Annotated in this window: 19 protein-coding genes; 17 read left to right on the top strand and 2 right to left on the bottom strand. The window is 47.5% G+C overall.

Annotated elements, in window-relative coordinates; translation table 11 throughout:
* Nucleotides 1-300: 300 nt before the first annotated feature.
* The gene (locus tag JRJ22_RS15115) at nt 301-513 is read right to left on the bottom strand and encodes a helix-turn-helix domain-containing protein (RefSeq protein WP_206100335.1); all 213 of its coding nucleotides are present in this window, start codon (nt 511-513) and stop codon (nt 301-303) included.
* Nucleotides 514-629: 116 nt separating this feature from the next.
* On the opposite strand from JRJ22_RS15115, the gene JRJ22_RS15110 reads away from it, so the two are divergent.
* The 14 genes from JRJ22_RS15110 (at nt 630) to JRJ22_RS15045 (ending at nt 10,071) form a co-directional block, all read left to right on the top strand.
* Nucleotides 630-1,622, top strand: a complete 993-nt coding sequence (locus JRJ22_RS15110) for a tyrosine-type recombinase/integrase (RefSeq protein WP_206100334.1) — start codon at nt 630-632, stop codon at nt 1,620-1,622.
* A gap of 16 nt (nt 1,623-1,638) precedes the next feature.
* Nucleotides 1,639-3,645 (top strand): phage tail protein, encoded by a 2,007-nt coding sequence (locus JRJ22_RS15105; protein ID WP_206100333.1) that lies wholly within the window; start codon nt 1,639-1,641, stop codon nt 3,643-3,645.
* Nucleotides 3,646-3,718: 73 nt separating this feature from the next.
* A complete protein-coding gene (locus JRJ22_RS15100) occupies nt 3,719-4,261 on the top strand; it encodes a Z-ring associated ZapG family protein (protein ID WP_206100332.1) in 543 nt (180 codons plus the stop codon).
* Between the two features lie 128 nt (nt 4,262-4,389).
* A complete protein-coding gene (locus JRJ22_RS15095) occupies nt 4,390-4,554 on the top strand; it encodes a hypothetical protein (protein WP_206100331.1) in 165 nt (54 codons plus the stop codon).
* Nucleotides 4,555-4,576: 22 nt separating this feature from the next.
* Nucleotides 4,577-4,876: a hypothetical protein gene (locus tag JRJ22_RS15090; RefSeq protein ID WP_206100330.1), complete on the top strand. Its 300-nt coding sequence runs from the start codon at nt 4,577-4,579 to the stop codon at nt 4,874-4,876.
* 167 nt (nt 4,877-5,043) lie between these two features.
* On the top strand, nt 5,044-5,445 hold the full coding sequence (locus tag JRJ22_RS15085) for a hypothetical protein (RefSeq protein WP_206100329.1): 402 nt from the start codon (nt 5,044-5,046) through the stop codon (nt 5,443-5,445).
* The gene (locus JRJ22_RS15080; RefSeq protein ID WP_206100328.1) at nt 5,432-6,349 is read left to right on the top strand and encodes a peptidoglycan recognition protein family protein; all 918 of its coding nucleotides are present in this window, start codon (nt 5,432-5,434) and stop codon (nt 6,347-6,349) included. Before JRJ22_RS15085 ends, JRJ22_RS15080 begins: the two co-directional genes overlap by 14 nt.
* Nucleotides 6,350-6,361: 12 nt before the next feature.
* Nucleotides 6,362-6,724 carry a phage holin, LLH family gene (locus JRJ22_RS15075; RefSeq protein WP_206100327.1) on the top strand — a complete coding sequence of 121 codons (363 nt, stop codon included), beginning with the start codon at nt 6,362-6,364 and terminating at the stop codon, nt 6,722-6,724.
* A 240-nt stretch (nt 6,725-6,964) separates the two neighbouring features.
* Complete coding sequence (locus JRJ22_RS29290) at nt 6,965-7,435, top strand: hypothetical protein (protein WP_232380853.1); 471 nt, start codon at nt 6,965-6,967, stop codon at nt 7,433-7,435.
* A 491-nt stretch (nt 7,436-7,926) separates the two neighbouring features.
* The gene (locus JRJ22_RS15065; protein ID WP_206100326.1) at nt 7,927-8,100 is read left to right on the top strand and encodes a hypothetical protein; all 174 of its coding nucleotides are present in this window, start codon (nt 7,927-7,929) and stop codon (nt 8,098-8,100) included.
* Nucleotides 8,100-8,720: a hypothetical protein gene (locus JRJ22_RS15060; protein ID WP_206100325.1), complete on the top strand. Its 621-nt coding sequence runs from the start codon at nt 8,100-8,102 to the stop codon at nt 8,718-8,720. The genes JRJ22_RS15065 and JRJ22_RS15060 overlap by 1 nt, the downstream gene beginning before the upstream one ends.
* Nucleotides 8,721-8,871: 151 nt before the next feature.
* Complete coding sequence (locus tag JRJ22_RS15055; protein WP_206100324.1) at nt 8,872-9,069, top strand: hypothetical protein; 198 nt, start codon at nt 8,872-8,874, stop codon at nt 9,067-9,069.
* The gene (locus JRJ22_RS15050; RefSeq protein WP_206100323.1) at nt 9,066-9,284 is read left to right on the top strand and encodes a LexA family protein; all 219 of its coding nucleotides are present in this window, start codon (nt 9,066-9,068) and stop codon (nt 9,282-9,284) included. The genes JRJ22_RS15055 and JRJ22_RS15050 overlap by 4 nt, the downstream gene beginning before the upstream one ends.
* A gap of 304 nt (nt 9,285-9,588) precedes the next feature.
* Nucleotides 9,589-10,071, top strand: a complete 483-nt coding sequence (locus JRJ22_RS15045; protein WP_206100322.1) for a YhjD family protein — start codon at nt 9,589-9,591, stop codon at nt 10,069-10,071.
* A gap of 32 nt (nt 10,072-10,103) precedes the next feature.
* Here JRJ22_RS15045 and JRJ22_RS15040 read toward each other — a convergent pair whose 3' ends face one another.
* Nucleotides 10,104-10,325, bottom strand: a complete 222-nt coding sequence (locus JRJ22_RS15040; RefSeq protein WP_206100321.1) for a helix-turn-helix domain-containing protein — start codon at nt 10,323-10,325, stop codon at nt 10,104-10,106.
* A gap of 61 nt (nt 10,326-10,386) precedes the next feature.
* Here JRJ22_RS15040 and JRJ22_RS29855 point away from each other — a divergent pair, with 61 nt between their 5' ends.
* The 3 genes from JRJ22_RS29855 to metH all read left to right on the top strand — a co-directional run bounded on the left by JRJ22_RS29855 (nt 10,387) and on the right by metH (nt 14,944).
* Nucleotides 10,387-10,695, top strand: a complete 309-nt coding sequence (locus JRJ22_RS29855; protein ID WP_456299714.1) for a DUF7667 family protein — start codon at nt 10,387-10,389, stop codon at nt 10,693-10,695.
* A gap of 271 nt (nt 10,696-10,966) precedes the next feature.
* Entirely contained in the window at nt 10,967-11,389 is a 423-nt protein-coding gene (locus JRJ22_RS15035; RefSeq protein ID WP_206100320.1) for a FixH family protein, read from the top strand.
* A gap of 177 nt (nt 11,390-11,566) precedes the next feature.
* Nucleotides 11,567-14,944, top strand: coding sequence for a methionine synthase (gene metH / locus JRJ22_RS15030; protein WP_408637900.1), 3,378 nt, complete (start codon nt 11,567-11,569; stop codon nt 14,942-14,944).
* Nucleotides 14,945-14,990: the final 46 nt, after the last annotated feature.

Here is a 14,990-nt window from a genome sequence, read left to right as displayed (position 1 = left end):
ATTGCATGGTGTCATTTGACCACAATGAGGACATTGAGCTTTATTTCCAATAAGCGTTGATGACATTAGACTTTCCATATCACCAAAGAAAATAGGCGATCTGAACCACTTAACACATTTGTAATTCAGACATAGAATCTGTATTTCGGTTATTTTTTCCAAAATCGTTCCTCCTCTCCATAAAATGACAACGCATGTCCATTCTATAGGGATTGGAGGATTTTTACTATTAAAAAAATCAAGGACCATACTGCGCACTACCGGACAACTGAAAATGAGCATTAAAAAAGAGCTGCCGGATTAATCCAGCGGCTCTTTTTTGTACTCAATGATATCGGACAATTCGCAGTCCAATTCGCTACAGATTTTGTCCAGGTTCTCTACCGGTAATGACTTTGATTTGTTGAGGCACATCTCACTTATGGTCGGATGCCTAATACCAGTTCTTCTAGCGATCTCACGCTGTGAGATGTTTTTTAACTTTAGCAAGTCATCAAGCTTAATAAGAATCACATTAATCGCCTCCTGATGGTTGTTACGAAAATAGTACCATTATCCCATTGTTACGTAAATAGTAACATTGTATTATGGGGATGTGATAACGAATTTCGTAACAATAGGAGGACAACATGAATAATGTGAGTGAGCAACTATTGTCCGATGTCGTGGCCGTCATATACGAATCATATCCAGACCTGAACGCAGAGCGGACGAAATCAGTCCTTTCAGCAGTCGTTGCAAAATACCATATCCAAAGAGTTGAAGAAGACGAACCACATCCTGACGCCGAAGAGAAGGTCCGTATGTTCCTTTCATCGAAGCGGCTAGAAGGGTTGAGCCCTCTTACGCTTGATGGATACGCCTTAGACTTAGATATATTCTTCTGCCATGTACGCAAGCGCACAGACGCTGTCACAGCGGCAGACATCCGGGCCTATCTAGGGAAGTTTGATAAGCTCAAAATGAGCACCATCGGCAAGAAGCTGTCCGTGTTGAAAAGCTTCTTCGGCTGGCTGACTGCGGAAGAAATCCTGCCGAGGGACCCGTCCGCAAAGCTGAAGACTCCGAAGTTGGAGAAGCGGCTGCCTAAGGCGCTGACGATCCCTGAGCTGGAGATGCTGCGCGAGGCTTGCAAAACAGTCCGGCAGCGGGCATTTATCGAAATCATGTATGCTACTGGCTGCCGGCTGTCAGAAGTCTATGGTATGGACCGGGACGCGATCAATCACCAGTCCATGAGCTGCCGTGTTATTGGTAAAGGCAATAAGGAACGCGAGGTGTATTTCAGTTTCAAGGCAATGTACCATTTGACGAAATATCTGAAATCGCGGGCAGATGACTGCGAAGCGCTGATGGTGACTGAGCGGAAGCCGCACCGGCGCCTGACCAAGCGAGGCATCCAGAGGGAGATCGCAGTCATCGCCCGGGCTGCTGGTTTGCAGGATAAAGTGAGCCCGCACGTGCTGCGGCATACCTTCGCTACATTGACCCTTAATAATGGTGCGGAGCTAGTAGCAGTGCAGGAATTGATGGGTCATTCAGACCCCCAAACAACACTAAGATATGCTCGAATCACGGAGGAACGTAAACGCGAGCAGCACAAGCGGTACCTGGTTCAATAGTGAGAGGAGTGTCAACATGCAAAAACACCTGAAATCTTTCGATCGCAACCGTTCACCCACCGGCCTGCTGGTCGCATCCACCGACGTCCAGCGCCGCCGCCGGCTGAACAGCGACTACGAAATATCTTTTACGGTCCCGATGACCAGTGACGACTACAAAGAGAAGATTATCCCAAAAGGCCACGTTCAAGACGAGCGTGGCCAGTTTTATATCATCCAGTCGCGTGCCCGGGATCGCAGCAACAAGGTTATCAGCGCCCAGGTCATCTGTACTCACATCATGTTCAAAATGGTGGACTTCAAAATGCCGTATGGGGATTACATTGATGAGGCATACGGCGTCCACATCAGCGTGCTGCTGGACAAGATCAGCGCAGCAACCGGCGGCGTGTACACCTTCGTCACGCATGACAGCTTCGATCTCCGGGACATTAAGGACTGGGGAGCGACCACGGCACTGGCAGCCCTGCAGGATGCCGTGAACCTTTACGGCTGCGAAATCGAGCCGGATAACACCGTAATCCACCTTTACAAGCGGATTGGCAGCAATGACGGCTTTGAATACAGGTTCCGAAAGAACATAATCAGTGATAGCTTCAAGGATGATGCTTCTAACCTGACAACCCGGCTATTCAGCCAGATGAAAGACGGCCGGACGTTCATCGGTTTGTCCGCCGAATTCCTAACCACAGAGGAGCGCAGCCTGCTGGATTCTGTTCCAGGCGCCATCATCGATAACAAACTGGTCGTCAATTACCTGATCTCTCCGTATGCTCAGTATTGGACCAACAATGTGAACACCTTCTACGACGGGGAACTAATCGACCAAAACATCGAGGATCCGGAAGAGCTGCTGATCGCTACCCGTGAAGCACTCCGTAAGAGGGAAATGCCGGAGTTTGAGATCAGCGTCAGCGCGGCGGACATTTACAAGATTGATCCAGATGAGCAACAGGCGGGGCTAGGAGACACGGTTTATGCGTATGACCCGGAAATGGAGTTGCAGCGTGTGAGTTGTAGGGTGATGGAGATTACGGAGTATCCGTTCTCTATGGAGCAGCACAGCCAGGTCACACTGTCCAACTACCAAATGCGGGATGACACGCAGGTACTGGCCGATCTGGAGCGCAGCAAGCAGATCTTGAATGATCTCCTGTCCGGAGGCCGGGTGCGAGCAGCAGCCTTCGAGGAGTTTGCTAAGCAGGCTGTCATCGATATCAATGCATCCAAGAGCGAGATTATTTACGACAGCCGGGGGATCGTCCTGCAAGAAGTGGATCATCCGAATGTGCAAATGGTCATGACATCCCGCGGGATTATCATCACAGAGGACGGTGGGGTCACGGCACGAACGGCCATGACAGGTAGAGGGATATCAGCTGAAGTTATTGCGGGGGTGTTAGGTAATTTCGTTTCCATGGAGATCGGCAGCGGGAACAACATCACCAAGATCAACACGAACGGGATCAGCTCGGGGCATGCAGACTTCAACAGCGCTCCGTTCCGGGTGGATATGGCCGGGAATGTCGTGGCGAGGTCGATTACACTGACCGGGTTAATTGAAGAGAGCACAATGACTTATTCGGATATTGTAGCCGGGACAATTACAGGCTCACTTATTCGGACGGCAGACTCTGGAATATATCCGCGTGTAGAAATTGATCCGTCAAGTATTGCGTTCGGGGTATATGCAGATCCAGACAGCGGAATTCTGATTCCAGCGTATGATGGGGGCGCAAGCAAGATTAGGTTCTTAGCCAATGGAAATGAATCTACTATATATAACTCTCCCGGGGTTGGTCTAGCATTGAGTGCGTTTGGAAATGCGACCATATCAGGACAGAATGTCGATCTCTTTGCGACAAGCGGTTATGTAAGAATCACATCATGGAGCAGTTTGTACAGTCAATCTTCTCTAACTACGCTGCAATCCGAGCTTTCAAATCTTCAATCTCAAATTTCATCGCTCCAGTCATCTGTAGATGCTATTTGGACTTATCTCGCAAGTGAACCGTGGGTTTGATAGACAAAACAAGCCTCCTTAATCTCCTAGCGTATGGTATTATTGGGTAAAAAGATTGGGAGGTTTGATAATTTTGAAGAAATTTTTCGTAGGGGTTATCGTCGGGGTACTGATATTTGCTAGTGCTTCAGCTTTTGCAGATTCGGTAGGGATAATCGGAAAAAAAGTAACAGGGATTTACACCGTGGTGCAGGGCGGTAAATCAATCGCAGAGGCAGGCATTATAAATGGTTCAGCCTATGCTCCTGTACGGGCCGTATCGCAGGCAGCAGGCGTAGAGCTGACAGTGGAAGGAAAGAAAATAATTATGAGCGAGAATGAAAATACAAGTGTTACACCAAAATCAGCACTGCTGTTAAATCTAAACAGCCAGAGAGATCAAATTGTTAGAGAGATTGCAAAAAGAGAAGCTGGTATTCAAAACATCCAATCGGATGTGATACCAACGCATGAGCAGCTGGCTAAAGAGCTTGCCAACAATGGCACGCTGGGGCAACAGCAGCTGCAGTTAGTAGAATCTCTTAAACAGCAGATCGAACAGATGAAAGCCGAATTGGTTACTTACAACAAACAGTTGGTTGATATCGATGCAAAGATTGCCGAGCTTCTAAAATAATTATTTATTGAAAAGAGTCTTGCTTCCGGCAAGGCTCTTTTTTATTCCCTTGAAAGGAGGTGATCCCTCTGGCTAAAGTAACCAAGCTCGATGTATCCATTGACCTCACTCATCCAGTGCAGGAGGCGGTGGAAGTTGTATTGCTCCTTGTCAACTCACATCCCGGCCGGCAGCATGAGCTGCTTCAGCAGATCGACATGCAGATCGGTGAAGCGCTGGCGGCACTAGACGAAGCCCGCAAGAAGGCAGCAGACGCTAAGGTGGAAGCAGATTTAAGCGTACCAATTAAATAGAGAGAGAAGGGAGCGCGGGGGAATGAATAGCACTGATGTAACGAATATCAAGGAACTGCTGCCGCTGGCGGATAGGTACGGCCTGGCCTACATTGTAGCGCTGGTCCTGCTCTTCATCGTAATTTACTTTCTGAGGGCAATTTCCCGTGGTGATTTGGTGCCGCGGGAGCTTCTCGATCGAGCGGAAGAAGACCGGGATCGGCTGCAGGCGATCCTAGATAAAGAGCGGGCCGACTTTATGGCTCCGACACTCGAAGTGCTGCAAAGGCTCAAAATTGATCATGCTGCCAGCAGCGGCAATGATGAGGATAGGGGAGGATAACGTGCTGAGTAATTGGATCAAACGGCTATCACCCCGGCATAGAGAAAAAGAGCAGGAGCTGAATAGAGCATCCGGCCGGGTCACGGTCTCAATACGGCGTTATAAAGATGCGTCCAAAGAGATCCAGGAAGAGATTCGGAATAATGGCTTTGCCGAATTCTTAATTTATGATCGAGGTGTTAATCATGGGGGGCATTGATATCTTACTGCTGATTGCTTATGGAATATCGTTTATCTGTGCGCTGTTGCTTATAGCTGCGCTTTTTTTATACTTCCGGAAAAGATTCCGCGCCCGGGTGGTGAGCCTGTTCATGTTGGCGGCGTTCTTCTTTTTGGGAGCCTATACGGTGAAAATGGCTGTGGCCTTCTGGATTCGCTTTAGTGATGTAACTGCCGGTGATTCTGTATTCGCGGCTCTTAAATCTCAAGCATGGGCAACTGCTCAGGTCGGCACTACTCTGGGACTCGTAATCTTGACGGTGCTTATGTACACCAAGCGGCAGGACTTGTTCTTGTCCTTTCCGGCAGTAAAGCGAGAGGGGGATATTGAAGAAAATGATCAAAGATAAATACTCCATCGAACGGCGTTACATTGACAAGCGCCAAAACGTTCGGCCCGGCACCCGGTTAGTATCCGGCACGCCGGGCTTTTTAGTTGCTCATGATACCGGAAACCCCGGGGCAACAGCGGATAATCATTTCACCTATTTCCAAAACCTGAAGGACCGTTCTGCCTCAGCTCAAGTTTTTATTGACGACACGAAGATCCTGGAGATTATCCCGACAGGAACTGGGACGGATCCGGCCGAGAAAGCTTGGCATGTGATCTACAACGTGACCGCGGATAATAAGTTATACGGTGATGACGCCAATGACATCGCACTGGGTGTGGAGCTGTGTTTCGGCGGAGAGATCGACTTTACCGAAGCATACAACCGCATAGTGTGGTATCTGGCTTATTGCTGTGACAAGTGGGGGCTGAACCCTCTTACGCATATTCCATCGCACAAGCAGCTGGACCCAACACGTAAAAGTGATATTGACCAGGCGTTGAAGACTGCCGGCAAGACGCTCAAGGATCTGCTGTATGACGTGGTCAAAGAAATGCAGTGGGAACCTACCGTAATCGTTGCTCCTGCTGCTGTGCAGCTGCCAGCCAATGTCGCTCAGATACTTATTGATGAGCATGTATCTCCGGCATGGTACGCAGCCAGGAAGGCTGGCGACTCGGCGGGCGCCCTACATTTGCACAACCTGGCGAATAACCTGCGGCTGGCTGCTAGGATACCCTTACAACCAGGATCGTTAGCACCGTTCACACAACTGCCTAAGAGCAACGTCCAGGAGCTCGTGTTTAGGTGGCTTTCACCGGGCTGGACTGCGGCAAAGGTGAAGGGCGATAAGACGGCAATGGCTTATTACAACAATACGGCAAATCACCTGCGGGCAGCTGCAGGAATGCCCAAAGAATAGGAGAGGTTTAATATGCAAACTGTAATTGATCAAGCCCAGCCGTACATCACAACCGTTGTGCTGGCCGTTGTCGGCATTTTGGCCGCAGTGATCCTGCGGGCAGTAGCACTACTACAGGTAAAGGCAGATACTTGGTTTGATGCTAAGCTGTCGGTGTCTCAGCGGGAGCTGCTGCATAAGATTGCCACGGAGGGATTCGCCTATGCACAGACGGTCTACAAGGAATTGGGCGGGGAGGATAAGCTACAGCAGGCTTTGGCGTATGCTTCTGATCAGTTGAATGTGCGAGGTATTAAGGTTTCTAAAGAGGAAATCCGTGCTGCGATTGAAAATGCGTATCTCAAATACAAAGCGACAGTTCTGACAAAACAGTAATAACTGCCCACTGGCTCCAGCTGGTGGGCTTTTTTTGTCGTTTACAGACACAATAGCATCCGGTAATATAAAGGCAACGGAAGCACCGTACCCTGCCGGTAAGGGTATGGTATTTCTTTGCGTTCAGGAAAATTTTCCTAATCGTCACATACATAATGTGGAAAATGGATTATATTGGGGTAATACGTAATCACCGATACTATACAGTGGGGTGGGTAGTTTATCTTAAGGAGTGTAACGATGAAAAAAACCTTAAGAGCCTTGGGTGTCCATTTAAGTGCAGCAGCTATTATTCTAGGCATATCTTTATTAACTGATGATTATGATGGTGGGGATCAGAGACAATCAGTAATCATGGCAATGATGGGTGGGGCGCTTTTATCTATTGGGGGATATTACTATTTGAAAAACAGAAAAGGGATTGTGATGATGATAGTAGGAGTTATTGTTTTAGGAATAGTTCTATTAACATTCTTTTTTGGGAGTGAATTATTTTTGAGTAATGCATACAAAGTATTAAAAACAGATGCGGAATTTCTTGCTGCTGCATTAAGCCAGAAACGGGTTACCATATTTGAGACCTGTGGGGATCTGGCTGGCTGCATTGTTGATTATGGTGGACCGGTCCGGAAATGGAGTAGGGAAAGCGTGAAGATCGCAGATGCTTATTATCTTCGTGGAGAGTTTGAGTTTAGGATGTTGCTGGCATAATATCATACATAAAATGCAATGAATCTCATTCTGCCCACTGGCTTCGGCTGGTGGCATTTTCTTGTTCTCGTGGTTGTTAACTTGTCTAGTGTTTGCCCTATATTTATAAATACGAATTAATTCAAGTTGCTACAAAAAGGGTTTTTATTCTTACTTGTCGAAGATTCTTTAATTAAACAACCCTGTAAGATGAACGAAGCTATAGATCCGGTAACTATTTTAGCTGTTCATGGTAATTGGGAATTGGAGGCGCGATTATGTATACTCTAAGTTAGAAGGAGGAGTTCGGATTACTTAAAATTAGTTTATCTATATATTGATTTTTTAATACATCGTTCTACTACATACAGTTATGGATAATTCGCCCTTCACAAAATAGTCAAATTTAGTGGCATATCCTGTTTACTTTCAGCGTAGTGAAGCTATAATAAGGTACATAAAGCAAGGGATGCTGCATATAATAACTAACGACAGAAAGGAGGTCAACAGTTATGGCGACTAGCAGTATCACACAAAATATTGTCATCAGGGATAAAAAAGGAAGCCAACAGTTGATTTCAGCGCTTGAAAATGCGGACGGGAAACGGAGCAAAAAAGTTTCTTATTCTAAAGCGCATAGTGAAATAAGAGGAGATAAAATTAAGGAGATATTTAAACCGCGATAATGAAAGGCTTCGTCGAAGTCCCCTTGCTTGATATGATACAACAATTAGGAGAGGAGCAAACAAAACAAATCCTCTCTGATTTTTCATGTCCTAAAGGCGAAGATGTAGAATATTTTCTAAAAAGCCGAGCAATTGAATTTGCTAAGCAGAGCATTACGCAGACTCAACTGGTTTTCTTACAGTATAAACAAGAAGTTCGTCTTGCGGGTTATTATTCCCTTACCACTAAGTCGATATCCGTTAAAGATTCAGGATTATCCAAATCATTACGGAAGAGAATAAGTAAATTTGGGACTCGTGATACCTCAAACAAAGGATATGTTATCCCGGCGCCTTTAATAGCGCAGTTAGGAAAAAACTTTACCGATAAATTAAATGAACAGTTGTCGGGTGCTGAATTACTAAAGATGGCATTGGATAGAATAGCGGCTGCACAATTCTATCTCGGTGGGAAAATCGTTTATATCGAATGTGAGAATGAACCTCGTTTATTAGAATTTTATACTCAAAATGGATTTGTACAATTTGCAGAGAGAGACAAAGAACCGAATGAAGACGGAATAATTAAAGGCGATTTTTTAGTGCAATTATTAAAAGTACATAACCCTTCTCGTGTGTGAGTACATATCTGTTTGACATGGTAGCGAGAACCTATTTTCCGATAATGGAAAATAGGTTCTTTTTTGTTGTTTGGGAAATCACTCCATTGCTAAATATTGAGCATTGGACATATAATACAAACAAACGTTCTTATTTTAGGAGGCGATCATCATGAAAATGGGCATCGGGCAGACAGTAGAAATCGTTTATCAGGCGAAAGACGGTAAGATCACACAACGCAAGATTGAGATCCTTGGTATCCGTGACGGTCGCATTCGAGCGACTTGTCTGACTTCCGATGCTCCGCGGGTATTCCTTGCTGATAATATCCTCGCTTGGCGACTTGTAAAGAGGGGTGTTGTAGCATGATGGAATTAACCAAAAGAGAACAGGATGCACTCAATGCGATTATTAGCCTATATGATCAATTAAAGTATTCACCGACAATCAGGGAGATAGGCGTAGAAATGGGTCTGTCCTCGGTTTCAACGACATTCCGTTATATTGAGAAACTGGAGGAGAAGGGATACATTGAACGAAAGGAGAGCTCTCCGCGGGCGCTTAAGGTGCTGCGCCGTGCTTGAGGACACTCCCCGGAAGCTGCTACGGATCATATTTCAGTTCCAGTACCATTTTAAACGAATGCCTAACATCAAGGAGTTGGGGAGATTGAGCGGTCGACGCCCTGCGGATATCTACAAGGGATTCAAGGCTCTGGCCGCAGAAAATTACATACAATGGAACACGACAGAGCCCATAGAGACAGCCTTTATTATCACGGGGTGGGAAAGGGACATACCTTATGATATTTCGCCGCAGCAGGGCGTACACAGGGGCAAGGATGGGAATAACATAGATTATTGGCTTTACCATTAAGGAGTGGTCACAGTGACTAAATTGGACGGCAATAATCGATGGCAAAATAAGATGCTATTAACCGATCATGTGGAGCAGTATGAGCAGCAGCGACAGGAAGAGGATAGCGGCAGTAAGATGCTCACAACCTTGGAACGTACTATGGTCCGGGATCTCATTTTGCTGCCTTACATAGATACAATGGTCGATAAGAGCATTAAGGAAATAGAGCAGTCGGGAAATGTGCTCAGCAAGATGTACTTGATGACCGGACGGTATATCCAAAACCAAGTGATGAAGGACACCTACCAACTGCAAAAGGAACTGAAGCAGCGGAATGTACGGTTTATAGCTGATGAGCAAGATGACTTTATCTCGTACTACAAAATCTTTTACCGCGGTTACCAAGAGCGATTCGGGCTGACGCGTGATGTGATGAGGTCAGAGATCAGCCTGCGGTTAACCAAGTACACGACTGAGCTGGGAACGATATTAAAAGAAGCTTCATTAAAGTGAGGCAATGACCTACATAATAAATCCCCGACGGACTAAACCGTCGGGGATTCTTCATCTTCTATGTATTCAAGTAATTCTCCGATGTTGACCTTCAAAAGCTTGCAGAGCTTGTCCAGCGTCTCCACATCCACTCTCTTGGAGGTATCGTGATATAGCCCCGAAACTGTATTTATGGCAAGCCCCGTTTCCCGAGCGACTCCCCGGATGGTCTTCCTTTGCTGATCCATTATCTCTTTGACATGATTAACGATCACGGACAAACCTCCTTTACCAGAAGTATACAGCAGCAAAATAAATGTATCAACTAGCTCATACATGAATCAACATTCTGATACACTTCGCATACAATGTATTAGGAAGATAATACAGGGAGTGATTAAGATGTTGCCCGTACATTTACGATTGGCAGAAATCTTTCATATTAACATGGCTGGTCCCCTTACACTGGAGGAGGCCAAGGAGTTGCAGTATTGCCTGCGAGAGAATGCCAAGTATTGCTGGGACTGCCTGATGATCGATAACCAGTCTAGACTGGCGAGTGTGACACATGATCATGAGTGGCAGTTGGAATTGCAGCGAAAGTTGGAGGTGCTGAGGTTGACGGGGAGGATCCCGAAGATTTAGCACTTATATAGAAGAAGATGAATTGGATCTGAATTTTGTTATGTGATTTTGGATAATGAAATCACAAAAAAATCACTACAATGATTTCCAACGCTTTATATTGAGTGATAAAAATGGCTAGTTAATGTCCATAGGCAGCAAAAATGATTACTCTTTTTATATTGGTTTATGCCAGGTCACACGTTAAACATATGTGTATAATAGAGAAAGAATGGATTACTCGCGCTGTAAGCTTCATAAGGAACCCGACTATCCGACTGGAGGATGCCCGATGATCAAACCTAAGCAGTTCATTGCAATATTATTTATTGTTATGATGTCAACACTAGGAGGATGTTCCGAAAACAGTGCAGAGCATAACCATATGCACGCTGCAGACAATGTCTCTATGGAGCCCATTAAGGTCGAGCTGAGCTGGAGTCCGGAGCAAGGCAAGGTAAATGAGCCGGTGAGCTTTAAAGCGGTGGTGACGCAGGCGGGTGAAGCGGTAGATGATGCCAAAGAAGTGCTCTTTGAAATCGTGAACACAAACGATGGATCTATAAAGCTGGAGCTGAAAGGAACATCCTCCGGGAGCGGTACATATGAGGCTGAAGGCAGCTTTGCTCAAGAGGGCGAATATAGCGTTACATCGCATGTAACGGCCCGCACACAGCATTCCATGCCGAGTAAAGAACTCACTGTATTACCTTGATAATGTTCAAGAGGATAGCCTACAAATAATAACAATTATGCAGAGTGGAAAGGAAGGCTTTCCGATTTTGCTTTATTCTGCTAAACTTACTCTAACGTTTTTCTGGGGGGATATGAAGTGGCTAAATATACACTTGCTGAAAGCTTGCAGCAGCGCATACTGATTTTAGATGGAGCAATGGGTACAATGATTCAACAAGTGCCCCTTACCGGTGAGGATTTTGGCGGAGAAGACTTGGATGGCTGTAATGAAATGCTGGTGCTTACTCGTCCTGAGGTGATTCAGGATATTCATGAGAAATATCTTGAAGCCGGCGCGGATCTAATCGAGACAAACACATTTGGGGCGACTTCTGTGGTGCTTGCTGAATATGATATTCCTCAGCGGGCACGGGAGATTAATCTGGAGGCAGCAAGACTTGCCCGGAACGCCGTAGACAAATACGATACGCCTGAACATCCCCGTTATGTGATCGGCGCAATGGGGCCAACCACGAAGACGCTCTCCGTGACCGGAGGTGTGACTTTTCAAGAGCTGGTTAGCAGCTATCAGGAGCAGGCTGTTGCACTTATTGACGGGAAAGTGGATGCTCTGCTGCTGGAGACTTCCCAGGATACATTAAATGTGAAGGCAGGCAGTATCGGGATCAAAAATGCTTTTGAGCAGACGGGAATTACACTGCCTGTTATGATCTCGGGAACGATTGAACCCATGGGAACAACCCTGGCGGGTCAGAATATTGAAGCCTTTTACATCTCGCTTGAGCACCTGAAGCCGATCTCCATCGGACTTAACTGTGCGACAGGACCGGAGTTCATGCGCGATCATATCCGCTCACTGTCAGCGATTTCTTCGGCGGCTGTGAGCTGTTATCCGAATGCCGGATTACCGGATGAGAACGGGAACTATCACGAATCTCCGGATTCGCTGGCCCGTAAGCTGGCAGGCTTTGCTGAAAAGGGCTGGCTGAACATCGCCGGGGGCTGCTGCGGAACAACTCCGGATCATATCCGGGCAATGGCCGAGCTGCTAACTACCTACGAACCCCGCAAGCTGGATGGATCTCACCCTCCGGCATTGTCAGGGATTGAGCCTGTGTATGTAGAGAGTGACAATCGTCCTTACATGGTCGGTGAACGCACGAACGTGCTGGGCTCGCGGAAATTCAAACGTCTGATCGTGGAAGGCAAATATGAGGAAGCTTCGGAAATAGCCCGTGCTCAGGTTAAGAGCGGTGCGCAGGTGATCGATGTCTGTGTGCAGGACCCGGACCGCGATGAGAGCGAAGACATTAAGCAATTTCTGGAACTGGTAGTCAAAAAGGTAAAGGTTCCGCTGATGATCGATACCACCGATCCCAAGGTGATCGATCTTGCGCTGCAATATTGCCAGGGAAAGGTGATTATTAACTCCATTAACCTTGAAGATGGTGAAGAAAAGTTCGAGCTGGTAACTCCGCTGATCCATAAATACGGGGCGGCAATTGTCGTTGGGACGATTGATGAAACCGGACAGGCGATCAAAGCGTCAGACAAGCTAGAGGTTGCCAAACGCTCCTATGATCTGCTGGTGAACAAGTACGGACTGGCTGCAGAGGATCTGATCTTTGATACGCTAGTGTTTCCTGTGGGTACCGGAGATGAGCAGTATATCGGCTCCGCCAAAGAAACGATTGATGGCATCCGCCTGATCAAGGAAGCTTTACCTGCAGTGCATACGATTCTGGGGATCAGTAACGTTTCGTTCGGGCTTCCGGAAGCTGGACGCGAGGTCCTGAACTCAGTCTTTCTGTATGAATGCACCAAGGCCGGACTGGATTATGCGATTGTAAATACGGAGAAGGTTGAACGGTATGCCTCCATTCCGGAAGAAGAGCGCCATCTGGCCGAGGAATTGATCTACAACACCAATGACGAGACGCTGGCGGCGTTCGTTGCTGCTTTTCGTGAGAAGAAAGTGGAGAAGAAAGAGAAGATATCCAATCTTTCACTGGAGGAACGGCTCGCCTCTTACGTTGTAGAAGGTACCAAGGAAGGTTTGATTCCTGACCTGAATGAAGCCTTGACGAAAAGCGGCCCGCTAGAGATCATTAATGGTCCGCTGATGGCCGGAATGTCTGAGGTTGGCAGACTGTTTAATAACAATGAATTGATCGTCGCTGAGGTGCTGCAAAGCGCTGAAGTGATGAAGGCTTCTGTCGGACATCTGGAGCAATTTATGCAGAAGGATGAGACCTCTGTGAAGGGGAAGATTATGCTGGCCACCGTCAAAGGGGATGTGCATGATATCGGCAAAAATCTGGTGGAGATTATCCTGTCCAACAACGGTTATGAGATCATCAATCTGGGTATAAAGGTACCACCGGAGAATATCATTGAAGCATTCCGGCGGGAAAAGGCCGATGCGATCGGGCTCTCGGGCCTCTTGGTCAAATCAGCGCAGCAGATGGTTACAACCGCTCAGGATCTGCGTTCTGCAGGAATTGATGTGCCGATTATGGTAGGCGGTGCGGCGCTGACACGTAAATTCACCAAAACACGCATCCGCCCGGAATATGATGGCCTTGTCCTGTACGCCAAGGATGCTATGGATGGATTGGATATCGCTAACCGGCTGATGAATCCGGAGGAACGGGTCAAGATTGAGGAAGAAGTGCGCCAGGAAGCAGAGGCGGCTGTCGCTGTGGCTCCGCAGCAGGAGCTTCCGGTCCTGACCCGGGCTGTCCGTTCGAAGATCTCAGCAGACGCGCCTGTGTTCACCCCGCCGGATCTGGAACGCCATGTACTGCGCAGCTATCCGCTGGGCCATATTGTTCCTTATGTGAATATGCAGATGCTGCTTGGCCATCACCTGGGTCTGCGCGGTTCAGTGGAAGCCCAGCTTGCGGCCGGGGATCCGCGTACGGTAGAGCTTAAGGAAACGGTGGACGATATTCTGCATCAGGCAATTCTTGAAGGTACGATTACGCCGCATGCGATGTACCAGTTCTTTCCGGCACAATCCCGGGGCAATGATATTCTGATCTACGATCCGCAGAACACCGCCAACATTCTGCATACCTTTACGTTTCCGCGGCAGAACGTTGAGCCTTACCTTTGCCTCGCCGATTTCCTGAAATCGGTGGACAGCGGCATCATGGACTACGTCGGGTTCCTGGTCGTGACCGCGGGCCATGGGGTCCGTGAAATGTCGACAGAGCTGAAGGAAAAAGGCGACTATCTCCGCTCCCATGCCTTGCAGGCCGTGGCGCTGGAGGTTGCCGAAGGCCTGGCCGAGCGGGTCCATCATATGATGCGGGATACCTGGGGCTTCCCTGATCCTGCCGATATGACCATGAAGCAGAGACATGGTGCACGCTACCAGGGAATCCGCGTATCCTTCGGTTATCCGGCTTGTCCGGATCTTGAGGATCAGGGGCCGCTGTTTAAGCTCCTCTCTCCGGAGGATATCGGCGTTCATCTGACTGAAGGCTTCATGATGGAGCCGGAAGCTTCAGTATCGGCAATGGTCTTTGCCCATCCGGAAGCACAGTATTTTAATGTGGAGAAGCTATAGACTCTCTTGAGGATACACAACTGATCGGAAGGGGGAGAACCCCTTC

The organism is Paenibacillus tianjinensis (genome assembly GCF_017086365.1).
GTDB lineage: Bacteria > Bacillota > Bacilli > Paenibacillales > Paenibacillaceae > Paenibacillus_AQ > Paenibacillus_AQ tianjinensis.
Note: the sequence above shows the minus strand (reverse complement) of the source record. Positions and strands in the feature narration are given on the sequence as shown.